This window comes from Pseudomonas sp. Marseille-P9899, assembly GCF_903166565.1.
Taxonomy (GTDB): Bacteria; Pseudomonadota; Gammaproteobacteria; order Pseudomonadales; family Pseudomonadaceae; genus Aquipseudomonas; species Aquipseudomonas huaxiensis.
Window position 1 is genome coordinate 93552 of sequence record NZ_CAESCG010000002.1, and the last position, 22574, is coordinate 116125.

Below are 22574 nucleotides of genomic sequence, written 5' to 3' on the forward strand. Positions count from 1 at the left end.
GGGCGCCGAACCGTCGCGAAGGGCTGCAGAGCAGCCCCAATATAGGCGCTGAAATTCTAACTGACTGGCATTAGGGTGCAGGGGAGGCTTTTTTGCTTCGTGGGCCTCATCACAGGGACCGGTCTTGCACCGGTCCCCATAGATAACCCGTTTAAGGCATCTGCACTTCGATAGTGCCATCCGCGCTGATGCTTACCTGCGCAGTGCCGGCTTCGACCTGCGGCGACGGCGCGGCTTCGGCATCCATGCTGGCCTTCATCATCATCGGCGCACGCATGTACGGCTGTGGGTAGCCGCTGCTGTTGAGGTTCAGGCTGACCACTTTGTAGCCCTTGCCGCCCAACGCATCGGTGGCGATCTGCGCGCGGGCCTTGAAGGCGTCGACCGCATCCTTGAGCAGCTCATCTTCGCTGGTCTTGCGTGTTGCGGGCGCAACGGCGAAGTCCATGCCGCCCATTTTCAGGGTCTGCAGCAGCTCGCCGGTCAGGCCGGAGAGGGCCGGGAAGTTGCTGCTTTCCAGGCGCAGTTCGGCGCGCTCACGCCAGCCGGTGATCTTCTGGCCTTTGTCGTCGTAGATCGGGTAGGCGTTGCGGCTGCCCTGGCTGATCTTCACGTCCTTGGCCTGACGGGCCTTTTCCAGCGCCTTGTTCAGCGTGGTGGTGATCTCGGCGGCGAGTTTCGCCGGATCAGTGTTCTGTGCTTCGCTGTACAGGGTCACGACCATCAGGTCGCGGGTCACTTCCTTGCTGGCTTCGGCACGCAGCGATACCTGGTTGTAACGCGGCTCGTCCGCCAGAACGGGAAGGCTGGCCAGGAGGCTGGCGGCCAGCAGGACCTTGGCGCTACGGCTGGGGGTATGCATGGATAACTCCTTGAAAAATGGGCGTGGCCGATACGATCCTGTGCCACGCAGACCCTGTCTGACCTTGAAAATAGCAGCAAGGTTCCAGAAGGCCATCATTTATCCCCGGTGTGGCGAGTTGCCGCATTGCTGCAGACCAGGGCGTCGCTTGGGTATACTCGCGGCGGTTTACCTGGAGCACTCATCAGGAGAGCTCATGCTCGCCCCCGAAAAAATGCTGTCCGCCACCCGCCAGAATCTCTGGCGTCTGACGCTTGTCCGCACCCTGGTACTGGCCGCGCAGGCCGGTTCGGTCGGGGTCGCCTACTGGACTGAACTCCTTCCGCTGCCCTGGCTGGCCCTGAGTGTCACCCTCGGGTTTTCCATGGTGTTGTGCCTGGTCACCGCCCTGCGCCTGCGCGCCTCGCTGCCAGTTACCGAGCTGGAATACGCGGTGCAACTGGCCTGCGACCTGCTGATCCACAGCGCCTTGCTGTATTTCTCCGGCGGATCGACCAACCCCTTCGTTTCCTATTACCTCGTACCGCTCGCGATTGCCGCGGTGACGTTGCCGTGGGTCTATTCGCTGATCCTCTCGGGCATCGCGCTGGTGGCCTACACCCTGCTGTTGATGCAGTTCTATCCGCTGGAAACCTTCCCCATGGCGCGGGAGAAGATGCAGATCTACGGCATGTGGCTGAGTTTCGCCCTGGCCGCGGCGGTGATCACCTTCTTCGCGGCGAAGATGGCCGAGGAGCTGCGCCGTCAGCAGCAGTTCCAGGCCCAGCGCCGCGAGGAAGGGCTGCGCGACCAGCAGCTGCTGGCCGTGGCCACCCAGGCTGCGGGCGCCGCCCACGAACTCGGTACGCCGCTGGCAACCATGAGCGTGCTGATCAGCGAGATGCGCCAGGACCATACCGACCCGCTGTTGCAGGAAGACCTCGGCGTGCTCCAGGAACAGGTCAAGCAGTGCAAGTACACCTTGCAGCAACTGGTGCGCGCCGCCGAAGCCAACCGGCGCATGGTGGTGGAAGACCAGCCGGTGACCTTCTGGCTCGATGAATCGCTCAACCGCTGGCACCTGATGCGCCCCGAAGCCAGTTACCGCTTCCAGCGCCTCGGCCAAGGCGAGGTGCCGCGCCTGGCGCCGCCACCGGACCTGACCCAGGCCCTGCTGAATTTGCTGAACAACGCCGCCGATGCTTGTCCCGATGGGCTGGAAGTGCACCTGGATTGGGACGCTTCCGACATCGTCATCAGCATCCGCGACCATGGCCCCGGCGTCCCGGTGGCCATCGCCGAACAGATCGGCAAACCCTTCTTTACCACCAAGGGCAAGGGCTTTGGCCTGGGCCTGTTCTTGAGCAAGGCCAGCGTGACCCGTGCTGGCGGCTCGGTAAAACTCTATAGTCACGAAGAAGGCGGTACGCTCACTGAGCTACGCTTGCCGCGTGACGCGCGAGGAGATGTGTGATGAGTGATGAAATCCAGGTTGAAGGTGAAGAACTGCCGCACCTGCTGCTGGTCGACGACGACGCGACCTTTACCCGGGTGATGGCCCGTGCCATGAGCCGCCGCGGTTTCCGCGTCAGCACCGCCAGCTCCGCGGAGGAAGGATTGGTGCTGGCCCAGCAGGACATACCGGACTACGCCACGCTGGACCTCAAGATGGAAGGCGACTCCGGCCTGGTGCTGCTGCCCAAGCTGCTGGAGCTTGATCCGGAAATGCGCGTGGTGATCCTCACGGGTTATTCGAGCATCGCCACTGCGGTGGAGGCCATCAAGCGCGGCGCCTGCAATTACCTGTGCAAGCCGGCGGACGCCGATGACGTGCTGGCGGCGCTGCTGTCCGAGCACGCTGATCTGGACAGCCTGGTGCCGGAAAACCCGATGTCGGTGGACCGCCTGCAGTGGGAGCACATCCAGCGCGTGCTGGCCGAGCACGAAGGCAATATCTCCGCCACCGCCCGCGCCCTGGGCATGCATCGGCGGACCTTGCAGCGCAAGCTGCAGAAGCGGCCGGTTCGGCGCTGATCTTTTTTGGGGCTGCACTGCGGCCCCAAAAATCTGCCTGTTTCCTGCAATTCATCCGGAAACCCCCGTCCCTGACGCCTGTGCTGGCGTATTATTAGCCACCTAACGACAGGCCACGGAACTCCCCCGCATGCTCGCCCTTTTCATCCAGACGCTGAACATCACCGCCCCGGTGTTCGCGATGCTGTTCATGGGCGTCCTGCTGCGCCGCATCAATGCGATCAACGACGGCTTCATCCAGACCTCATCGGCCCTGGTGTTCAACGTCTGCATGCCGGCGCTGCTGTTTCTCGGCATTTACCACGCCGACCTCGAGGCCGCGGTCAAACCCGGCCTGCTGCTGTACTTCATCGCCGCCACCTTAGGCAGTTTCGCCTTGGCCTGGCTGATTGCCATCTGGCGCTGTCCCCGGGAAGATCGCGGCATCTACACGCAGGGCGCGTTTCGCGGCAACAACGGGGTGGTCGGGTTGGCGCTGGCGGCCAGCATGTACGGCGACTACGGTATCTCGCTCGGCGCGATCCTCGCCGGGCTGGTGATCCTGCTCTACAACTCGCTGTCGTCGGTGGTGCTGGCGGTGTACAGCCCGACGGTCAAGTCCGATCCGTGGAGCATCCTCAAGAGCATCCTGCGCAATCCGTTGATTATCAGCGTGCTGGCGGCGACGCCGATGGCATACGCCAAGGTGCCGTTGCCCAACTGGTTGCTGACCTCGGCGGATTACCTGGCTCAGATGACTCTGCCGCTGGCGTTGATCTGCATCGGCGGGACGCTGTCGCTGGCCTCGTTGCGGGCCAGTGGCCGGATGGCGCTCAGTTCCAGCCTGGTGAAAATGGTCTGGCTGCCGCTGATATTCACCTTTGGCGGCTGGCTATGCGGCTTTCGCGGGGCGGAACTGGGCATCCTGTTCCTCTATATTGGCAGCCCGACCGCGGCGGCCAGTTATGTAATGGCCAGGGCAGCCAATGGCAATCATGAGTTGGCGGCGTCGATCATCGTGATCACCACCCTGGCGGCTGCGCTTACAACCAATATCGGAATCTTCCTCTTGCAGTGGGGAGGATGGATCTAGATTCTCCGGGTACAACAATTCCAACACAGCCTCTTACGTCTGAGGACACTTCATGCAAGACCAGATCACGCCCGAGCGTTTACACCGCGGGCTGAAAAACCGTCATATCCAACTGATCGCCCTGGGCGGGGCGATCGGTACGGGCCTGTTCCTCGGCATCGCCCAGACCATCCAGATGGCCGGCCCGTCGGTGCTGCTGGGTTACGCGATCGCCGGCATCATCGCCTTCTTCATCATGCGCCAGCTTGGCGAAATGGTCGTGGAAGAGCCGGTGTCCGGAACGTTCAGCCACTTCGCCCACAAATACTGGAGCCCGCTCGCCGGCTTCATGTCGGGCTGGAACTACTGGGTGCTCTATGTGCTGGTCGGCATGGCCGAACTGACGGCGGTGGGTATCTATGTCCAGTACTGGTGGCCGGACTTCCCGACCTGGGCCACGGCGGCGATCTTCTTCATCGTCATCAACCTGATGAACGTGAGTCAGGTGAAGGTCTACGGCGAAATGGAGTTCTGGTTCGCCCTGATCAAGGTCGTGGCCATCCTCGGCATGATCGGTTTTGGTGGCTACATGCTGTTCAGCGGTACCGGCGGCCCGGATGCCAGCGTCGCCAACCTCTGGCAGCACGGCGGCTTCTTCCCCAACGGCGCCACTGGCTTGATGATGGCCATGGCCGTGATCATGTTCTCGTTCGGCGGCCTGGAACTGGTGGGTATCACCGCTGCCGAGGCCGATAACCCGCGCCACAGCATTCCGCGCGCCACCAATCAGGTGATCTACCGCATCCTGCTGTTCTATATCGGCGCCCTGGCCGTGCTGCTGGCGCTGTACCCGTGGCAGAAAGTGGTGAGTGGCGGCAGCCCGTTCGTGATGATCTTTCACGACCTGGACAGCAACCTGGTAGCGACCGTGCTCAACCTGGTGGTGCTGACTGCCGCACTGTCGGTCTACAACAGTTGCGTGTACTGCAACAGCCGCATGCTGTTCGGCCTGGCGACCCAGGGCGATGCGCCGAAGAAGCTGCTCAAGGTCAATGCCAAAGGGGTTCCGCTGGCGGCGCTGGGCATTTCCGCGCTGGCCACCGGCCTGTGTGTGCTCATCAACTACTACATACCGCGTGAGGCTTTCGGCCTGCTGATGTCGCTGGTGGTGTCGTCGCTGGTGATCAACTGGGGGATCATCAGCATCACCCACCTGAAATTCCGCCAGGCCAAGGCGGCTCAGGGTCAGGAAACCTTCTACAAGAGCCTCGGCTACCCACTGACCAACTACCTGTGCCTGGCGTTCCTGGCGTTCATTCTGGTGGTGATGTGGATGACCGAAGGGATCCGTATCTCTGTCGAGTTGATCCCGGTCTGGCTGCTGGTGCTGTGGGGTGCTTACAAGCTGACCCGCGGCCGCAAGACCGCCAAGGCCTGACGGTCTTCGGGAAGTGATCGATCAGCCTGGCTGTTGCCAGGTGTCGATCACTTCCTGCGCCGCGCGGAACGCGTCGATTGCCGCCGGCACACCCGCATAGACTGCGCAATGCAGCAACGCTTCGCGAATCTCTTCCACCGTACAGCCATTGTTCAGGGCACCACGCACGTGGCCCTTGAGTTCCTGCGGGCACTTGAGCGCAGTGAGGGCGGCCAGGGTGATCAGGCTGCGGGTTTTCAGCGGCAGGCCTTCGCGGCTCCAGACGCTACCCCAGGCGTGTTCATTGACGAACTCTTGCAGCGGCGCGGTGAACTCGGTGGCGTTGCCCAGTGCGCGGTCGACGAAGACGTCGCCCATTACCTGGCGGCGAACCTGTTCGCCGGTTTTCTTCGTATCGCCCATCTTGTTTTCCTTAGTGTTGGCGGCGCCAGGCGCGCAGGGTGGTGTAGAGCAACACGGCCCCCAGCGCTGGCAGGACATAGAACAACATCAGTTGCTCCAGGCGGTTGGCCAGCGGCATGCCGGTGGTGAAGGCCACCACGTGCAGACCATAGGCCAGATACAGGCAGAGAAACACCAGACCTTCGGCGCGCGTGACCCGGTACCCGGAATAGAACACCGGCAGGCTCAAGGCGGCGACGCCGAGCATCACCGGCAGGTCGAAGGCCAGGGCATTGGGCGAGATCGACAGCGGTTCCGGGGTCAGCACGGCGGTCAGGCCGAGCACGCCCAGCAGGTTGAACAGGTTGCTGCCGATCACGTTGCCCACGGCGATTTCCCGTTCACCGCGAATGGCCGCGATCAACGAAGTCGCCAGTTCCGGCAGCGAGGTGCACACGGCGACAACGGTCAGGCCGATGATGCGTTCCGACAAGCCAAGGTCCGTGGCGACTTCCACTGCTGCCTCCAGCAGCAGGTGCCCGGCCAGGCTGAGCAGACCAAGACCGATGGCCATCAGCAACAGCGTGCCGGCCCAGAAGCCCACGCCTTGCCGCGGCTGATGCCCCGGCGCGTGGTGGATGCGGGTGTGGTGGCGTGACTGGCGCCACAGGATCGCCAGATACGCCACAAGCCCGAGCAACAGCAGCGCACCTTCCCAGCGATCGAGCGCTTCGTTCAGCGCCAGCAGGTACACCAGCAGGCTGGCGCCGATCATCAACGGGATATCCAGGCGCACCAGTTGCCGCGACACGCGCAGCGGAATGATCAGCGCGGCCAGGCCGAGGGTGACGAGAATGTTGAAGATGTTGCTGCCGATCACGCTGCCCACCGCCACATCGGGGGCGCCGGTGTAGGCGGCCTGCAGGCTGACGGTCAGTTGCGGCGCGCTGCTGCCGAACGCCACCAGGCTCAGGCCGATGATCAGCGGGCGTACTTGCAGGCTGGCGGCCAGGCGCAGGGCGCCGCGCACCAGCAGCTCGGCGCCGAGCACCAGCAGGATAAGGCCGCTGCACAGTTGCAGCAGGCTGAAGGTGGGTAAAGCGGCCAGGTTGAAAATGGTCGGGCTCCGAAAACAGGATCAGTCGCTGAGGCTTTGTACCCGGACGCGCGCCGTTCCGCTACGGAGCATGTCCAGCTTCTGCGCGGCGGCCTTCGACAGATCGATCAGTCGGCCACGGGTATGCGGGCCGCGGTCATTGATGCGGACCACGACAGAGCGTTCGTTTTTCAGGTTGGTGACCCGCACCCGGGTGCCGAAGGGCAGGCTGCGGTGCGCGGCGGTCAGGCCGTGCTGGTCGAAGGGCTCACCACTGGCAGTGCGTTTGCCGTGATGGCGAGAACCATAATAGGAGGCGGTGCCGGTTTCATCGTAGCCGCGCGGGTCGATGTCGTGGCTGGCACAGCCGGCGAGCAAGGTGAACAGCGCCAAGGCGCTCAGGGGACGCCACATGTATTACGGTGCTCCGTGGTTCTCTGTAGGAGCGAGCTTGCTCGCGAAGGACGCAGCGGTACCTAAATGGCCCTGACCAGGCAAGCTCGCTCCTACAGGACGTTGTGAGTCCAGAGGAGCGAGCCATATCGAGACCAAGGCTCGGTGACGATTACCCTTCGAGCTTGCTCTTGAGCAATTCGTTCACCTGTTGCGGGTTCGCCTTGCCTTTCGAAGCCTTCATCGCCTGACCGACAAAGAAGCCGAACATCTTGCCGCGCTTGGCTTCATCCGCTGCCCGGTACTGCTCGACCTGCTCGGCGTTGGCCGCCAGCACTTCGTCCAGTACCTTCTCGATCGCGCCGCTGTCCGTCACTTGCTTCAGACCGCGCGCTTCGATGATCTGGTCGGCATCGCCTTCGCCGTTGGCCATCGCTTCGAACACGGTCTTGGCAATCTTGCCGCTGATGGTGTTGTCGCGAATGCGCTGCAGCATGCCACCCAGTTGCTCGGCGCTGACCGGCGCCTGGTCGATCTCGACCCCCAGCTTGTTCAGCAGGCTGCCCAGCTCCACCATGACCCAGTTGGCTGCCAGCTTGGCGTCGCCACCAATGGCCGCGACCTTCTCGAAGTAGTCCGCTTGCTCACGGCTGGAAGCCAGCACGTTGGCATCGTAGGCCGAGAGACCGTACTGGCTCTGGAAACGCTCGACTTTCTGCGGTGGCAGCTCTGGCAGGGTGGCGCGAATACCTTCGAGGAAGGTCGACTCGATCACCACCGGCAGCAGGTCCGGATCGGGGAAGTAACGGTAGTCGTTGGCTTCCTCCTTGCTGCGCATGGAGCGGGTTTCGTCCTTGTTCGGGTCGTACAGGCGGGTTTCCTGGGTGACCTTGCCGCCGTCTTCGATCAGGTCGATCTGGCGCTGGATTTCGGTATTGATCGCGCGCTCGATGAAGCGGAACGAGTTGACGTTCTTGATCTCGCAGCGAGTGCCGAACTCGACCTGGCCTTTCGGGCGGATCGAGACGTTGCAGTCGCAACGCAGCGAACCTTCCGCCATGTTGCCGTCGCAGATGCCCAGGTAGCGCACCAGTGCGTGGATAGCCTTGACGTAGGCCACGGCTTCCTTGGCGCTGCGCATTTCCGGCTCGGAAACGATCTCCAGCAGCGGGGTGCCGGCACGGTTCAGGTCGATACCGGTAAAGCCGCTGAAGTCTTCGTGCAGGCTTTTGCCGGCGTCTTCTTCCAGGTGCGCGCGGGTGATGCCGATGCGCTTGACGGTGCCGTCTTCCAGAGCGATGTCCAGGTGGCCCTTGCCGACGATCGGCAACTCCATCTGGCTGATCTGGTAGCCCTTGGGCAGGTCAGGGTAGAAGTAGTTCTTGCGCGCGAACACGTTGTGCTGGCCAATCTCGGCGTCGATGGCGAGGCCGAACATGCAGGCCATGCGCACCGCTTCCTGGTTCAGCACCGGCAGTACGCCGGGCATGCCCAGGTCGATCAGGCTGGCCTGGGTGTTCGGCTCGGAACCGAACGTGGTGGCGCTGCCGGAGAAAATCTTCGACTGGGTGGCGAGCTGGGTGTGAATCTCCAGCCCGATAACAACTTCCCATTGCATGTGTCTGTCCCTCAGAAGCCGTTAGGTGCGCGAGTGTGCCAGTCAGTCACTTGCTGATAGCGGTGCGCGACGTTGAGCAGGCGGCCTTCCTGGAAGTACGGCGCCAGGAGTTGCACACCCACCGGCAGACCGTCGACGAAACCGGCCGGCATCGACAGGCCCGGCAGACCGGCCAGGTTGGCAGTGATGGTGTAGACGTCTTCCAGGTACGCGGCGACCGGATCGGCGTTCTTGGCGCCGATCTTCCAGGCCAGGTTCGGCGTGGTCGGGCCGAGGATCACGTCGATGCCTTCAAAGGCGGCCATGAAGTCGTTCTTGATCAGGCGACGGATCTTCTGCGCCTTCAGGTAGTAGGCGTCGTAGTAGCCGGCCGACAGGGCATAGGTGCCGACCATGATCCGGCGCTGCACTTCGCTGCCGAAGCCTTCGCCACGGGAGCGCTTGTACAGGTCGGTGAGGTCTTTCGGGTTCTCGCAGCGGTGGCCGAAGCGCACGCCGTCGAAGCGCGACAGGTTCGAGGAGGCTTCGGCCGGGGCGATCACGTAGTACGCCGGGATGGCGTGCTGCATGTTCGGCAGGCTGATTTCCTTGATGACCGCACCGAGCTTTTCCAGCTCCTTGACGCTGGCCTGGACCAGTTCAGCGATGCGTGGGTCGAGGCCGGCGCCGAAGTATTCCTTCGGCAGGCCGATGCGCAGCCCTTGCAACGAGGCGTTCAGGCCGGCGCTGTAGTCCGGGACCGGCTCATCGATGCTGGTGGAGTCTTTCGGATCGAAACCGGCCATGCCTTGCAGCAGCAGGGCGCAGTCCTCGGCGGTGCGGGCCAGCGGGCCGCCCTGGTCGAGGCTCGACGCGTAGGCGATCATGCCCCAGCGCGAAACGCGGCCGTAGGTCGGCTTGAGGCCGGTCAGGCTGGTCAGCGCGGCCGGTTGGCGGATCGAGCCGCCGGTGTCTGTGGCAGTGGCGGCCGGCAGCAGGCGGGCAGCCACGGCCGCAGCCGAACCACCGGACGAACCGCCAGGCACGTGTTCCAGGTTCCACGGGTTCTTCACCGGGCCGTAGTGGCTGGATTCGTTGGCCGAACCCATGGCGAATTCGTCCATGTTGGTCTTGCCCAGGGTCACGGTGCCAGCCTCGGCCAGCTTGCTGACCACGGTGGCGTCGTAGGGGGCCTTGAACGAATCGAGCATCTTCGAGCCGCAGCTGGTGCGGATGCCCTGGGTGCAGAACAGGTCCTTGTGGGCGATCGGCGCGCCCAGCAGTGCACCGTTCTCGCCGGCGGCGCGACGGGCGTCGGCGGCACGGGCCTGGCTGATGGCCAGGTCGTCGGTGACACTGATGAAGCTGTTGATCTGTGGGTCGAGCTGATGGATGCGGGCCAGCAGCGCGCGGGTCAGCTCTTCGGAGGAAAAGGCTTTGTCGGCGAGTCCGCGAGCGATCTCGGCCAGGGTGAGTTGGTGCATGGCAGGCTCTATTCCCTTACTCGATGACTTTCGGAACCAGGTACAGGCCGCTGTCCGTCGCCGGGGCGATGGCCTGGTAGCTGTCTCGCTGGTTGCTTTCTGTTACAACGTCGGCGCGAAGGCGCTGGCTGGCTTCCAGAGGGTGAGCCAAAGGCTCGATACCGGTGGTGTCGACGGCCTGCATCTGGTCGACCAGTCCCAGAATACTGTTCAGGGCATCGGTAGTGCGTGGCAGATCGGCTTCGTTCAGGCCCAGTCGGGCCAGGTGAGCGATCTTTTCCACGTCGCAGCGTTCAAGCGCCATGGGGATCTCCTGGGGAAAGAAAAACGGAATGGGTCCGCGATGAGGAACATGTAGGCGCACACGTGGTCATAAGGCCCGATCGTGTGCTGGCTTGCTCGGAAAAACTGCCAATTTAACATATTGGCGCCTTGCCCAAAATCCCCGCCGTTGTTAGAGTTTGCCGCACTTTTTTACCCACGCGTTGCCAGGGTCCCTTTCCCATGTTCAAGAAACTGCGTGGCATGTTTTCCAGCGATCTTTCCATCGACCTGGGGACTGCCAACACCCTTATTTACGTGCGTGAGCGCGGTATCGTCCTGAATGAGCCCTCGGTTGTGGCCATTCGTACCCACGGCAACCAGAAAAGTGTCGTCGCTGTCGGCACCGAAGCAAAGCGCATGCTGGGTCGTACTCCCGGCAACATTGCTGCCATTCGTCCGATGAAGGACGGCGTGATCGCCGACTTCAGCGTCTGCGAAAAGATGCTGCAGTACTTCATCAACAAGGTTCACGAAAACAGCTTCCTGCAGCCTAGCCCTCGTGTGCTGATCTGCGTGCCGTGCAAGTCGACCCAGGTCGAGCGCCGCGCCATCCGTGAATCGGCCCTTGGTGCCGGTGCCCGTGAAGTATTCCTGATCGAAGAGCCAATGGCCGCTGCCATCGGTGCCGGCCTGCCGGTCGAAGAAGCCCGTGGCTCGATGGTCGTCGATATCGGTGGTGGTCCCACTGAAATCGCACTGATCTCCCTGAACGGTGTGGTTTACGCCGAATCCGTCCGCGTTGGTGGCGACCGCTTCGACGAAGCCATCGTGACTTACGTGCGCCGCAACTACGGCAGCCTGATCGGCGAATCCACCGCCGAGCGTATCAAGCAGGAAATCGGTACCGCCTATCCGGGCGGCGAAGTGCGCGAGGTCGACGTCCGCGGCCGTAACCTGGCCGAAGGCGTACCACGTGCCTTCACCCTGAATTCCAACGAAGTGCTCGAAGCGCTGCAGGAATCCCTGGCGACTATCGTTCAGGCCGTGAAGAGCGCCCTGGAGCAATCGCCTCCGGAACTGGCGTCCGACATCGCCGAGCGTGGCCTGGTGCTGACCGGTGGTGGCGCTCTGCTGCGCGACCTGGACAAGCTGCTGGCCCAGGAAACCGGCCTGCCGGTGATCGTTGCCGAGGACCCGCTGACCTGTGTCGCCCGTGGCGGCGGTCGCGCCCTGGAAATGATGGACAAACACACCATGGACCTGCTCTCCAGCGAGTGATTCGCCGGATTGCAACCCTGTCGACCGGTTTACAGGTAGCGCTTGCAGTGCTACCTGTATTGCCGGCTGGCGTCCGTCTGGACGTCGCTTCCATCCATCCGCAATCCAGGCCGGTGCGTTGCCGTATGAATGACCTCCTGAACCGTCGTCAACGAGGAGCGGCTTATTAAACCGCTTTTCGCCAAAGGCCCGTCGCTGGGCGTACGCCTGCTCGTGCTGGTCGTGCTGTCGATCGCCTTGATGGTGGTCGATGCCCGCTTCCCCGTGCTCAAGCCCGTGCGCAGTCAAATGTCGCTGGTGCTGATGCAGTCCTACACCATCACCGATCTGCCGCAGCGTCTGTGGCAAGGCGTGGCCAGCCAGTTTGGCAGCCGCACCGAACTGATCGCCGAGAACGAAAAACTCAAGACCGAAGCCCTGCTCCTGCAAGGTCGCCTGCAAAAGCTGGCTGCCCTGACCGAGCAGAACGTGCGTCTGCGCGAGTTGCTCAACTCCTCGGCGCTCTTCAATGAAAAGGTCGAGGTCGCCGAACTGATCGGCATGGACCCGAACCCGTTCACCCATCGAATTCTGATCAACAAAGGCGAGCGCGACGGTGTCGTGCTCGGCCAGCCGGTGCTCGACGCCCGCGGCCTCATGGGCCAGGTGGTCGAGTTGATGCCGTACACCTCGCGGGTGCTGCTGCTGACTGACACTACCCACAGCATTCCGGTGCAGGTCAACCGCAACGGTCTGCGGGCCATTGCCAGCGGTACCGGCAACCCGGAGCGCCTTGAGCTGCGTCATGTCGCCGACACCGCCGATATCAAGGAAGGTGACCTGCTGGTGAGTTCCGGTCTGGGTCAGCGTTTCCCGGCCGGTTATCCGGTGGCTACGGTGAAGGAAGTGATCCACGACTCCGGGCAACCGTTCGCCATCGTTCGCGCGGTGCCGACTGCCGCCTTGAACCGCAGCCGCTATCTGCTGCTGGTGTTCAGCGACAGCCGCACACCTGAAGAGCGTGCCAACGACGCTGCCCAGGCCCAGGCGATGGACGCCGCGGGTCACCCGGCACCCGCCACTGACGCCGCACATGCTGCGCCGGCCACCACGCCTGCATCACCTGCCGCACCCGCCACCACGACCCCGGCTGCGCCCCATGCCCCGGCGGCCACACCTGCGGCCGCGCCAACGCCGGCTGCCGCTGCTGCGCCCGCAAGCCATGGCACGCCAACGACCCCCTCCCGGGAGAGACATTGATGGTCAGTACACACGGCAAGAATGGCTGGGTGGTCTGGTTGACCTTCCTGGTCGGCCTGCTGCTCAGCGTGTGGCCGATGCCGCCGTTCATGGATATCTTCCGTCCACTGTGGCTGGCCCTGCTGCTGGCCTTCTGGACGTTGAACCTGCCCACCAAGGTCGGCATGACCACCGCGTTTTTGCTCGGTCTGGCGGAGGACGTGCTGTACGGCACGCTGCTGGGGCAGAACGCCCTGGTCCTGACCCTGATCACCTTCCTGGTACTCAGCCTGCAACAGCGCTTGCGCATGTTCCCCATGTGGCAGCAGAGCCTGACCATCCTGGTGATCTTCGGCGTCGCCCAGCTGGTACAACTGTGGCTCAGCGCCCTGACCGGCAATCGCCAGCCCACGCTGGCGCTGGTCTGGCCGGCAGTGACCAGTGCCTTGCTCTGGCCATGGATCAGCTTCGGCCTGCGCGGTCTGCGCAGCCGATTGAGCATCTACTGAAGCATCCTGCTTTTCGACGCTGACAGGGAGACGTCACGATGACCCCGCTGTACCTGGCCTCCGGTTCGCCGCGCCGCCGTGAGCTGCTGACCCAGATCGGCATTCCCTTCACCGTCGTCAGTGCCTCGATTGACGAAACCCCGCTGCCCAATGAGTCGGCAAGCGCCTATGTCGAGCGCCTGGCCCTCGGCAAGGCGGCTGCCGGCCTGGCCCTGCTGACCGCCAGCGGCACCCGCGAGCCTCTGGCCGTGCTCGGTGCCGATACTGCCGTGGTCCTCGACGGCAAGATTCTTGGCAAGCCCGTCGACCGCGAAGATGCCCTGGCCATCCTGGCCTCGCTTTCCGGACGTGAACATCAGGTGCTGACTGCCGTCGCTGTGAGCGATGGCCAGCGCAGCGAAAGCCTGTGCGTCACCAGTCGCGTTACCTTCGGACCGATCAGCGCAGAGCAGGCGCACGCCTACTGGGCCAGCGGCGAGCCGCGGGACAAGGCTGGCGCCTACGCGATCCAGGGCCTCGGCGCGGTATTCGTGCAGAACCTTCAGGGCAGCTACTCGGGTGTGGTCGGGCTTCCAGTCGCCGAAACCGCCGAATTGCTCGCCCGTTTCGGCATTCCCTGCTGGCAGGGCCTGCCGACAGCAGAATGAGGATGCACTGAGACCGTTTATTGCTCGCCAGTCTCCGTCGGGCAATCCATCATTACCTCAAAGAACTTTGACGAGAGCCTGCCATGAGTGAAGAGATTCTGATCAACATCACACCGATGGAATCACGCGTGGCGGTGGTGGAAAACGGCGTTCTCCAAGAGGTGCATGTCGAGCGCACCCAGCGCCGCGGCATCGTTGGCAATATCTACAAGGGCAAGGTGGTACGGGTGTTGCCGGGCATGCAGGCGGCCTTCGTCGATATCGGTCTGGACCGCGCGGCCTTTATCCATGCCTCGGAAATCTCCCTGCGCGAAGGCACGACGGTCGAAAGCATCAGCGCCCTGGTGCATGAGGGGCAAAGCCTGGTGGTGCAGGTGACCAAAGACCCCATCGGGTCCAAGGGCGCCCGCTTGACCACCCAGTTGTCGATTCCTTCCCGCTATCTGGTCTACATGCCGCGCACCAAACACGTCGGCATTTCCCTGAAGATCGAAGACGAAGCTGAGCGCGACCGCCTGAAGAAGGTGGTCAGCGACTGTGTCGCCCAGGAAAACATCCAGGACTCCGGCGGCTTCATCCTGCGCACCGCGGCGGAAGGCGCCGGGGCAGACGAGATTCTCATGGACATCCGCTACCTGCGGCGCCTGTGGGATCAGATCGGCGCGCAGATCAAGACCGTGGGCGCGCCTACCGAAATCTACGAAGACCTGGGACTGGCGCTGCGTACCCTGCGCGACCTGGTGAATCCGAAGATCGAGAAGATCCGCATCGACTCCCGGGAAACTTTCCAGAAAACCACGCAGTTCGTCGGCGAACTGATGCCGGAAATCGCCGATCGTCTGGAGCATTACCCCGGTGAGCGGCCGATTTTCGACCTGTACGGCGTCGAAGATGAAATCCAGCGTGCCCTTGAGCGCAAGGTGCCTCTCAAGTCCGGCGGCTATCTGGTGATCGACCCGGCCGAGGCCATGACCACCATCGATGTGAACACTGGCGCCTTCGTCGGCCATCGCAACCTCGAAGAAACCATCTTCAAGACCAACCTCGAAGCCGCCACCGCCATCGCCCGGCAACTGCGCCTGCGCAATATCGGCGGAATCATCATCATCGACTTCATCGACATGGAAGACGAAGAGCATCAGCGCCAGGTGCTGCGCACCCTGGAAAAGCAGCTCGAACGCGACCATGCGAAAACCAACATCATCGGCCTCACCGAACTGGGCCTGGTGCAGATGACCCGCAAACGCACCCGTGAAAGCCTTGAGCAGGTGCTGTGCGAGCCGTGCAGCAGTTGCCAGGGGCGCGGCAAGCTCAAGACGCCGGAGACTATCTGTTACGAGATTTTCCGGGAAATTCTTCGCGAGGCGCGGGCCTACCAGGCCGAAGGCTATAGAGTGCTCGCCAACCAAAAGGTGGTGGACCGCCTGCTGGACGAAGAATCGGGGAATGTCGCCGAACTCGAAGCCTTTATCGGGCGAACCATTCGTTTCCAGGTGGAGTCCATGTATTCCCAGGAACAATACGATGTGGTGCTGCTCTGACTCGCTCTGATTTCACGCTGGTTTCTTTTGTGCTGGCAAACCCGGTACGTCGGGCCATAGTTATGGGACGACTCGGGGGGCCACTGGCATGGAGCGTCTGATCCGCGTTCTTGCTGCACTGACCCGCTGGGGCCTGGGTGCCTGTGCGTTGCTGGCGGTGCTGGTTGCGCTCTATGTCAGCCTCGGCCGCGAGCTGATTCCGCTGGTTGCCGAATACCGTAGTGAAGTCGAGGGCAAGGCCGAGGCCGCCCTCGGCATGCCCGTGCACATTGGCGCGCTGGAAGGGCGCTGGAGTGGTCTGGCGCCGATTCTGGTGGTGCATGACGTGCAAGTGGGCGAGGGCAACTCGGCCTTGCGTCTGGATGCAGTGAAGGTGGTGCCCGATCTCTGGTCCAGCCTGACCCGGCGCGAACTGCGCCTTGCCCGTGTCGAACTCGGCGGCCTGCAACTGAACCTGCATGAAAACGAAGACGGTCGCTGGTCGCTCAAGGGCTTGCCGGTCCAGGACGACGCGTCGCTCGACGTCGAGCAACTGCTGCAACGCATGCAGATGGTCTCGAAAATCTCGGTGCTCGACAGCCAGGTAACGCTGGAACCCATCGATCACGACCCCATGACCCTGACCTACGTCGGCCTCAGCCTGCAGACCGGCAGTGTGCGTCAACGTCTTGATGCCCGCATGACCTTGCCGGATGGTCAGCCGATGGCGCTGCGTCTGGATAGCCGCGTCCGTCCGGCGAAATGGCGCGAAGGTGAAGTCGATGCCTACCTGAGCCTGCCGCAGAGCGATTGGGCCAAGTGGCTGCCGGCCCGTCTGCTCGGCCAGTGGCAGGCGCCCGAAGTGCGCGCCGGTGGTGAGCTGTGGATCGGCTGGGGCAAAGGGCAGTTGCAGAGCGCAACGCTGCGCCTGAACGCCCCTCAGGTGCGCGCGGCTTACGCAGAGCGCAAGCCGGTCACCCTGGAAAACCTGGCACTCAATGCCTGGCTGCGCCGCAGCGAACAAGGCGTGAAGGTGACCGTCGATTCCCTGGCGATGAACCTCGGCAAGACGCGTTGGGAATCCCATCTGCAAATCAACCAGACCGCCGCGGGTGCAGACGGTGAGTTGTGGGAAATCCAGGCCGACCGTCTCGACCTCACGCCACTCACGCCAGTGATTCAAGCCCTCGGCCCGTTGCCGACCGCCGGCATGGCGGTGGTCGACGGGCTGAAAGTGACGGGTGGCCTGCGCAATGTTCGCCTGGAAGTCCGCCCTCAAGCCGAGGGCGATCGTCGCTTCAGCTTCGCCGCAAACCTCGACCGCGTCGGCTTCGACGCCTATCACGGCGCGCCGGCGGCGGGGAATGTCAGCGGCAGCATCAGCGGAGACCTCGGCCACGGCGAACTGCGCCTGGATACCGATAAATTCATGCTGCATCTGGTGCCGATCTTCGCCGATCCCTGGCACTACCTCAAAGCCAATGCCCTGCTGACCTGGAAGCTCGACAAGGAAAGCTTCACCCTGATCGCGCCCTATCTCAAAGTGCTCGGCGAAGAAGGCAAGATCGCCGGCGATTTCCTGATTCGGCTGTTTTTCGAAGAAGCCAGCGAAGATTACATGGACCTGCGGGTCGGCCTGGTCGATGGCGACGGTCGCTACACGCCTAAATACCTGCCGGAAGTCCTCAGCCCGTCCGTAGACCACTGGCTGCGTACGGCGATCCTCAAGGGCGCCGTGGACGAAGGCTACTTCCAGTACCAAGGCTCGTTGAGCCACGGTGCGCCTGACCATTCGCGCAATATCAGCCTGTTCTTCAAGGTGCACGACGCCACCCTGGACTTCCAGCCCGGCTGGCCGCAGGTCAGCAAGGTGGACGGTGATGTGTTCATCGATGACCACGGTGTGCGGATCAAGGCCAGCGACGGGCAACTGCTCGACACCCGGGTGAGCAATGTCGTGGTCGACATCCCCCATGTGGCGGAGGGTGAACACAGCCACCTGTACCTGGATGGCGATTTCGACGGCGGCCTGGGCGATGGCGTGAAGATTCTCCAGGAGGCGCCTATTGGCACCGGCGCGACGTTCGCCGGCTGGGAAGGCGAGGGTGACCTGAAAGGCTCCGTCAAACTCGACATTCCACTGACCCACGATGTGGCGCCCAAGGTAGTCGTGGACTTCCGCACCGATAAAGCCCGCCTGAAGCTCGCCGAGCCAGCCCTTGAACTGACCCAGCTCAAGGGCGATTTCCGCTTCGATCTGGACGCCGGCTTGAGCGGCAAGAACATTACCGGCAAGGCGTTCGACAAGCCGATCACCGCGCAGATTTTCGCCGAGGGTAAGCCCGGGCAACTGCAGACCCGTATCACCGCCAAGGGGCAGATTGCCCTGAAGTCGCTGACCGACTGGCTGAAGTTCAGCCAGCCTCTGCCGCTTTCCGGTGAGTTGCCCTATCAGTTGCAGGTGTCGCTGGGCAGTCGCGATAACCTGTTGAGCGTCGATTCGAACCTCAAGGGCCTGACCATCGACCTGCCAGCGCCGTTCGGCAAGGCCGCCAACGACACCCGCGACAGCCAGTTCCGCATGACCCTGCAAGGCCCGGAGCAGCGCTTTGATGCGACCTACACCGATCTGGCCAACATGGTCTACGCGGCGCCTGCCGGGAAACTGGACCAGGGGCGCGGCGAGTTGGCGCTGGGGGCGGGTAACAGCCAGTTGCCGACTGCTCAGGGACTGCGGATCAAAGGCACGGTCAGTGAAGTGGATGTCGAGGCCTGGCAAAAGCAACTGGCCAGCCTGGCCGGCGATGATCCGGGTACCAGTGCCCGGCAGTTTCTGCGGGGTGTGGACCTGAGCATCGGCAAGCTCAAGGTCTACAGCTTCGATCTCAACCAGGCCGTGGTGCGCCTGGACCGCAACAGCGACAACTGGGCGCTGCGCCTGGACAGCAAGGAAGTCATCGGCAATGCGCGGGTTCCCGATGCCAAGGCCGCGCCGATCGCCGTCAACCTGCAAACCCTGCACCTGCCGGCCGCCGACCCGGCCGAAGAGACCGCGCCGGATGCCCCGGACCCGCTGGCTTCGGTGGACCCGCGCAAGATCCCGGCGCTGGACCTGAGCATCGCCAAGCTGTTCCGCGGTGACGATCTGCTGGGCAGTTGGTCGCTCAAGCTGCGCCCCACCAGCAAAGGCGTGGCAATCAACGATCTCGATCTGAACCTCAAGGGCCTGATGGTCGATGGTTCTGCGGGCTGGGAAGGTGTCCCGGGCGCCAGCAGCAGTTGGTACAAGGGCCGCCTGGAAGGTGCCGACCTGGGCGATGTGCTCAAGGCTTGGGACTTTGCGCCTACCGTCACCAGCCGCGACTTCCACATGGACGTCGACGGGCGCTGGCAAGGTTCGCCGGCCTGGGTCAGCCTCAAGCGGTTCTCCGGCAGCATGGATGCGAGCCTGCGCAACGGCCAGTTCGTCGAAGTCGATGCCAGTGCCCAGGCGCTGCGGGTGTTTGGCCTGCTCAATTTCAATTCGATCGGCCGGCGTTTGCGCCTGGACTTCTCCGACCTGCTCGGCAAGGGCCTGAGCTATGACCGGGTCAAGGGCGTGCTGGTGGCCAGCGAAGGCGTGTACGTCACCCGCAGCCCGATTGCCATGACCGGCCCGTCCAGCAATTTCGAGCTGGAGGGCACGCTGGATATGGTTCGCGACCGTATTGATGCCAACCTCATGGTGACCCTGCCGGTGACCAACAACCTGCCGCTGGCCGCGTTGATTGTCGGAGCGCCGGCCATTGGTGGCGCGCTGTTCCTGGTGGACCGGTTGCTGGGTGACCGGGTCGCGCGTTATGCCAGCGTCCACTATCGGGTCGAAGGTCCGGTGAAAGAGCCTAAAATGACCTTCGTCAAACCCTTTGAAAAATCCAATTAAGGCCCGGACATGACCTTCGCCGTCATTCAGATGATCAGTCAGGACGATATCGCCGCCAACCTGGCCCGCGCTCGCGCCCTGTTGGAACAGGCCGCTGCCGGTGGTGCGCGGCTCGCGGTGCTGCCGGAAAACTTCGCCGCCATGGGCCGCCGCGACAGCGCAGCGATCGGCCGGGCCGAAGCGCGGGGCGAAGGGCCGATCCTGCCGTGGTTGAAACAGACCGCCCGCGACCTCAGGTTATGGATTGTGGCGGGCACCTTGCCGCTGCCGCCCGTCGACCAGCCCGAGGCCAAAGCCCATGCCTGCTCCCTGCTGGTGGACGAGCACGGCGAGCTGGTTGCCCGCTACGACAAGCTTCATCTGTTCGATGTGGATGTGGCCGACAACCGTGGTCGCTATCGTGAGTCGGACGACTACGCCCATGGCGCGAACGTGGTGGTGGCAGGTACGCCGGTCGGCAAAGTGGGCCTGAGCGTTTGTTACGACCTGCGTTTTCCCGAGCTTTACAGCGCGCTGCGCGAGGCGGGTGCGGAACTGATTACTGCGCCGGCGGCGTTCACTGCGGTGACCGGCGCGGCGCACTGGGAAGTGCTGATCCGGGCGCGGGCGATTGAAACCCAATGTTATGTGCTGGCCGCCGCCCAGGGAGGCGTCCATCCAGGCCCGCGTGAAACCCACGGGCAGGCGGCGATCGTCGATCCTTGGGGGCGAATCCTCGCCGAACAGGCCCGCGGCGAAGCGGTGCTGCTGGCGACACGCGACAGTATTGAACAAGCGTCCATCAGGGCGCGGATGCCGGTGGCCTCGCACCGGCGCTTTTTCTCGCGGGACGCACTGCGGCCCGCGCACACCTCGGAGTGACTATGAGCGAGTTGTTAACACGTGTCAGCGAGCAGCTGCTGACCCCCGGCGACCTGACCCTCGACAGCCTGCAATCGGTGCTGGGCGAGTTGGCCGGGCCGGGTATCGACGCCGCCGACCTGTACTTCCAGGGCCAGATTTCGGAGTCCTGGGCGCTGGAAGACGGCATCGTCAAGGAAGGCAGTTTCAATCTCGACCAGGGTGTGGGCGTACGTGCCCAGTCCGGGGAGAAAACCGGTTTTGCCTATAGCAACGCAATCAATCTCGAAGCCCTGACCTCCGCCGCCCGCGCCGCTCGCTCGATTTCCCGGGCAGGGCAGAACGGTACGGTCCAGGCCTTCCGCAGCCAGGACGTCACTGCGCTCTATGCGCCTGACAATCCACTGGAAGTGCTGAGCCGGGCGGAGAAGGTCGACCTGCTCAAGCGCGTCGACGCCGCCACACGTGCGCTAGACCCGCGTATTCAACAGGTCAGCGTGAGCATGGCCGGGGTCTGGGAGCGCATCCTGATCGCCGCCGCTGACGGCAGCCTCGCTGCGGACATTCGTCCGCTGGTGCGTTTCAACGTCAGCGTCATCGTCGAGCAGAATGGTCGCCGCGAGCGCGGTGGCCACGGTGGTGGCGGTCGCACCGATTACCGCTATTTCACCGACGATCGGGTCATGGGCTTCGCCCGCGAAGCGCTGCGCCAGGCGCTGGTCAACCTGGAAGCCGTCCCGGCGCCAGCGGGCACTTTGCCTGTGGTGCTGGGCTCGGGCTGGTCCGGCGTGCTGCTGCACGAAGCGGTCGGCCATGGTCTGGAAGGCGACTTCAACCGCAAGGGCAGTTCGGCCTACAGCGGTCGGCTGGGCGAGATGGTCGCGTCGAGCCTCTGCACCATCGTTGACGACGGCACCCTGGAAGGGCGCCGCGGTTCGCTGAGCGTCGATGACGAAGGCGTTCCGACTGAATGCACCACGTTGATCGAGAACGGCAAGCTGGTCGGCTACATGCAGGACAAGCTCAACGCCCGTCTGATGGGCATGGCAGTGACCGGCAACGGCCGGCGCGAATCCTACGCCCATCTGCCGATGCCACGCATGACCAACACCTACATGCGCGCCGGCGAGAGTGATCCGGCGGAGATCATCGCTTCGGTCAAGCGTGGCCTGTACTGCGCCAACCTCGGCGGTGGCCAGGTGGATATCACCAGCGGCAAGTTCGTGTTCTCCACCAGCGAGGCCTACCTGATCGAAGACGGCAAGATCACCACGCCGGTCAAGGGCGCGACGTTGATCGGCAACGGGCCGGAAGCGATGAGCCGGGTGTCGATGGTCGGCACCGACCTGTCGTTGGACAGTGGCGTAGGAACGTGTGGGAAAGATGGTCAGTCGGTGCCGGTTGGCGTGGGCCAGCCGACCCTGAAGATCGATGCGATCACCGTGGGTGGCACGGGCGCATAAAGATGAAACCGGGCGGGCAGGGCGCCTGCCCGGTGGCGGAACTCAGCGCAGGCCGCGCTGAACTTCGTCGAGTTCGCGAATGTACTTGAAGATCTTGCGCGAGGCGGATGGCGCCTTGTTCGTCTTCTGCTCGTGCTGGGCCTGGCGGATGAACGAACGCAGTTGCTGGCGATCGGCTTCCGGGAACTCCTGGACAAATTTTTCCAGGACCTCGTCGGAGCCCTCGATCAGCCGGTCACGCCAGCGCTCGAGGTTGTGGAAGCGCTCGTTGTACTGGCGGGTGGAGGCGTCGAGCTGCTCAAGCAGTGCGTTGATGGCATCAATGTCCTGGTCACGCATCAGCTTGCCGATGAATGACCGGTGACGCCTTTTGGCCTCGTTTGCCGTGTGCTTCTTGTGCTCTTCGAGAGCCCTGCGCAATTCATCGGTCAGAGGCAGTTTGGCCAGGGTGTCGGGCTTGAGCGTGGTGAGGCGCTCGCCCATATCGACCAGCGCCTGCATCTCGCGCTTGATCTGGGTTTTGCTTTTTTCGCCTTCGTCGAAGGCATCGTAAGAATCAACCATGGGGGGCAGTCCGCTGAGAAACGCCGCCATGATA

The 22574-nt window shown here is 63.3% G+C and carries 20 protein-coding genes; 12 read left to right on the forward strand and 8 right to left on the reverse strand.

Annotated features, from left to right (window positions below):
• Positions 1-151 precede the first annotated feature (151 nt).
• Positions 152-862 carry an SIMPL domain-containing protein gene (locus tag HWV67_RS09670; RefSeq protein WP_175651067.1) on the reverse strand — a complete coding sequence of 237 codons (711 nt, stop codon included), beginning with the start codon at positions 860-862 and terminating at the stop codon, positions 152-154.
• A gap of 196 nt (positions 863-1058) precedes the next feature.
• Between HWV67_RS09670 and HWV67_RS09675 the strand changes: the two genes are divergently transcribed.
• The 4 genes from HWV67_RS09675 to HWV67_RS09690 all read left to right on the forward strand — a co-directional run bounded on the left by HWV67_RS09675 (position 1059) and on the right by HWV67_RS09690 (position 5364).
• Complete coding sequence (locus HWV67_RS09675; protein ID WP_095159581.1) at positions 1059-2315, forward strand: ATP-binding protein; 1257 nt, start codon at positions 1059-1061, stop codon at positions 2313-2315.
• Entirely contained in the window at positions 2315-2875 is a 561-nt protein-coding gene (locus HWV67_RS09680) for a response regulator transcription factor (RefSeq protein WP_095159582.1), read from the forward strand. The genes HWV67_RS09675 and HWV67_RS09680 overlap by 1 nt, the downstream gene beginning before the upstream one ends.
• Positions 2876-3005: 130 nt before the next feature.
• A complete protein-coding gene (locus tag HWV67_RS09685; protein ID WP_175651068.1) occupies positions 3006-3947 on the forward strand; it encodes an AEC family transporter in 942 nt (313 codons plus the stop codon).
• Between the two features lie 52 nt (positions 3948-3999).
• Entirely contained in the window at positions 4000-5364 is a 1365-nt protein-coding gene (locus HWV67_RS09690) for an amino acid permease (protein WP_175651069.1), read from the forward strand.
• 21 nt (positions 5365-5385) lie between these two features.
• Here the strand turns inward: HWV67_RS09690 and HWV67_RS09695 are convergent, their stop codons facing one another.
• The 6 genes from HWV67_RS09695 to gatC all read right to left on the reverse strand — a co-directional run bounded on the left by HWV67_RS09695 (position 5386) and on the right by gatC (position 10619).
• Positions 5386-5766 carry a carboxymuconolactone decarboxylase family protein gene (locus HWV67_RS09695; RefSeq protein WP_175651070.1) on the reverse strand — a complete coding sequence of 127 codons (381 nt, stop codon included), beginning with the start codon at positions 5764-5766 and terminating at the stop codon, positions 5386-5388.
• Positions 5767-5776: 10 nt separating this feature from the next.
• On the reverse strand, positions 5777-6802 hold the full coding sequence (locus tag HWV67_RS09700) for a calcium/sodium antiporter (protein WP_371929302.1): 1026 nt from the start codon (positions 6800-6802) through the stop codon (positions 5777-5779).
• A gap of 81 nt (positions 6803-6883) precedes the next feature.
• The gene (locus HWV67_RS09705) at positions 6884-7255 is read right to left on the reverse strand and encodes a septal ring lytic transglycosylase RlpA family protein (RefSeq protein WP_175651071.1); all 372 of its coding nucleotides are present in this window, start codon (positions 7253-7255) and stop codon (positions 6884-6886) included.
• 151 nt (positions 7256-7406) lie between these two features.
• Positions 7407-8852, reverse strand: a complete 1446-nt coding sequence (gene gatB, locus HWV67_RS09710; RefSeq protein ID WP_175651072.1) for an Asp-tRNA(Asn)/Glu-tRNA(Gln) amidotransferase subunit GatB — start codon at positions 8850-8852, stop codon at positions 7407-7409.
• Between the two features lie 11 nt (positions 8853-8863).
• Positions 8864-10315, reverse strand: a complete 1452-nt coding sequence (gatA, locus tag HWV67_RS09715) for an Asp-tRNA(Asn)/Glu-tRNA(Gln) amidotransferase subunit GatA (protein WP_175651073.1) — start codon at positions 10313-10315, stop codon at positions 8864-8866.
• Between the two features lie 16 nt (positions 10316-10331).
• A complete protein-coding gene (gene gatC / locus HWV67_RS09720) occupies positions 10332-10619 on the reverse strand; it encodes an Asp-tRNA(Asn)/Glu-tRNA(Gln) amidotransferase subunit GatC (protein ID WP_095159590.1) in 288 nt (95 codons plus the stop codon).
• A gap of 200 nt (positions 10620-10819) precedes the next feature.
• On the opposite strand from gatC, the gene mreB reads away from it, so the two are divergent.
• From mreB to tldD, 8 genes are all read left to right on the forward strand, one after another.
• A complete protein-coding gene (mreB, locus tag HWV67_RS09725) occupies positions 10820-11857 on the forward strand; it encodes a rod shape-determining protein MreB (RefSeq protein WP_175651074.1) in 1038 nt (345 codons plus the stop codon).
• A gap of 165 nt (positions 11858-12022) precedes the next feature.
• Positions 12023-13096, forward strand: coding sequence for a rod shape-determining protein MreC (gene mreC, locus HWV67_RS09730; protein WP_175651914.1), 1074 nt, complete (start codon positions 12023-12025; stop codon positions 13094-13096).
• Positions 13096-13584 carry a rod shape-determining protein MreD gene (mreD, locus tag HWV67_RS09735; protein ID WP_175651075.1) on the forward strand — a complete coding sequence of 163 codons (489 nt, stop codon included), beginning with the start codon at positions 13096-13098 and terminating at the stop codon, positions 13582-13584. The genes mreC and mreD overlap by 1 nt, the downstream gene beginning before the upstream one ends.
• A 38-nt stretch (positions 13585-13622) precedes the next feature.
• On the forward strand, positions 13623-14231 hold the full coding sequence (locus HWV67_RS09740) for a Maf family protein (protein WP_175651076.1): 609 nt from the start codon (positions 13623-13625) through the stop codon (positions 14229-14231).
• A gap of 83 nt (positions 14232-14314) precedes the next feature.
• Positions 14315-15772, forward strand: a complete 1458-nt coding sequence (gene rng / locus HWV67_RS09745; protein ID WP_095159594.1) for a ribonuclease G — start codon at positions 14315-14317, stop codon at positions 15770-15772.
• Positions 15773-15860: 88 nt separating this feature from the next.
• The gene (locus HWV67_RS09750) at positions 15861-19673 is read left to right on the forward strand and encodes a YhdP family protein (RefSeq protein ID WP_175651077.1); all 3813 of its coding nucleotides are present in this window, start codon (positions 15861-15863) and stop codon (positions 19671-19673) included.
• Positions 19674-19682: 9 nt separating this feature from the next.
• On the forward strand, positions 19683-20534 hold the full coding sequence (locus tag HWV67_RS09755; RefSeq protein ID WP_175651078.1) for a carbon-nitrogen hydrolase family protein: 852 nt from the start codon (positions 19683-19685) through the stop codon (positions 20532-20534).
• A 2-nt stretch (positions 20535-20536) separates the two neighbouring features.
• The gene (tldD, locus tag HWV67_RS09760; RefSeq protein WP_175651079.1) at positions 20537-21976 is read left to right on the forward strand and encodes a metalloprotease TldD; all 1440 of its coding nucleotides are present in this window, start codon (positions 20537-20539) and stop codon (positions 21974-21976) included.
• A 42-nt stretch (positions 21977-22018) separates the two neighbouring features.
• Here tldD and yjgA read toward each other — a convergent pair whose 3' ends face one another.
• The gene (yjgA, locus tag HWV67_RS09765; protein WP_175651915.1) at positions 22019-22540 is read right to left on the reverse strand and encodes a ribosome biogenesis factor YjgA; all 522 of its coding nucleotides are present in this window, start codon (positions 22538-22540) and stop codon (positions 22019-22021) included.
• Between the last annotated feature and the right edge of the window lie 34 nt (positions 22541-22574).

Bases quoted from the DNA above. Each gene is read 5' to 3' on its own strand.
- HWV67_RS09670 (WP_175651067.1), bottom strand. From the start codon at position 862: ATGCATACCCCCAGCCGTAGCGCCAAGGTCCTGCTGGCCGCCAGCCTC.
- HWV67_RS09675 (WP_095159581.1), top strand. From the start codon at position 1,059: ATGCTCGCCCCCGAAAAAATGCTGTCCGCCACCCGCCAGAATCTCTGG.
- HWV67_RS09680 (WP_095159582.1), top strand. From the start codon at position 2,315: ATGAGTGATGAAATCCAGGTTGAAGGTGAAGAACTGCCGCACCTGCTG.
- HWV67_RS09685 (WP_175651068.1), top strand. From the start codon at position 3,006: ATGCTCGCCCTTTTCATCCAGACGCTGAACATCACCGCCCCGGTGTTC.
- HWV67_RS09690 (WP_175651069.1), top strand. From the start codon at position 4,000: ATGCAAGACCAGATCACGCCCGAGCGTTTACACCGCGGGCTGAAAAAC.
- HWV67_RS09695 (WP_175651070.1), bottom strand. From the start codon at position 5,766: ATGGGCGATACGAAGAAAACCGGCGAACAGGTTCGCCGCCAGGTAATG.
- HWV67_RS09705 (WP_175651071.1), bottom strand. From the start codon at position 7,255: ATGTGGCGTCCCCTGAGCGCCTTGGCGCTGTTCACCTTGCTCGCCGGC.
- gatB (WP_175651072.1), bottom strand. From the start codon at position 8,852: ATGCAATGGGAAGTTGTTATCGGGCTGGAGATTCACACCCAGCTCGCC.
- gatA (WP_175651073.1), bottom strand. From the start codon at position 10,315: ATGCACCAACTCACCCTGGCCGAGATCGCTCGCGGACTCGCCGACAAA.
- gatC (WP_095159590.1), bottom strand. From the start codon at position 10,619: ATGGCGCTTGAACGCTGCGACGTGGAAAAGATCGCTCACCTGGCCCGA.
- mreB (WP_175651074.1), top strand. From the start codon at position 10,820: ATGTTCAAGAAACTGCGTGGCATGTTTTCCAGCGATCTTTCCATCGAC.
- mreD (WP_175651075.1), top strand. From the start codon at position 13,096: ATGGTCAGTACACACGGCAAGAATGGCTGGGTGGTCTGGTTGACCTTC.
- HWV67_RS09740 (WP_175651076.1), top strand. From the start codon at position 13,623: ATGACCCCGCTGTACCTGGCCTCCGGTTCGCCGCGCCGCCGTGAGCTG.
- rng (WP_095159594.1), top strand. From the start codon at position 14,315: ATGAGTGAAGAGATTCTGATCAACATCACACCGATGGAATCACGCGTG.
- HWV67_RS09750 (WP_175651077.1), top strand. From the start codon at position 15,861: ATGGAGCGTCTGATCCGCGTTCTTGCTGCACTGACCCGCTGGGGCCTG.
- HWV67_RS09755 (WP_175651078.1), top strand. From the start codon at position 19,683: ATGACCTTCGCCGTCATTCAGATGATCAGTCAGGACGATATCGCCGCC.
- tldD (WP_175651079.1), top strand. From the start codon at position 20,537: ATGAGCGAGTTGTTAACACGTGTCAGCGAGCAGCTGCTGACCCCCGGC.
- yjgA (WP_175651915.1), bottom strand. From the start codon at position 22,540: ATGGTTGATTCTTACGATGCCTTCGACGAAGGCGAAAAAAGCAAAACC.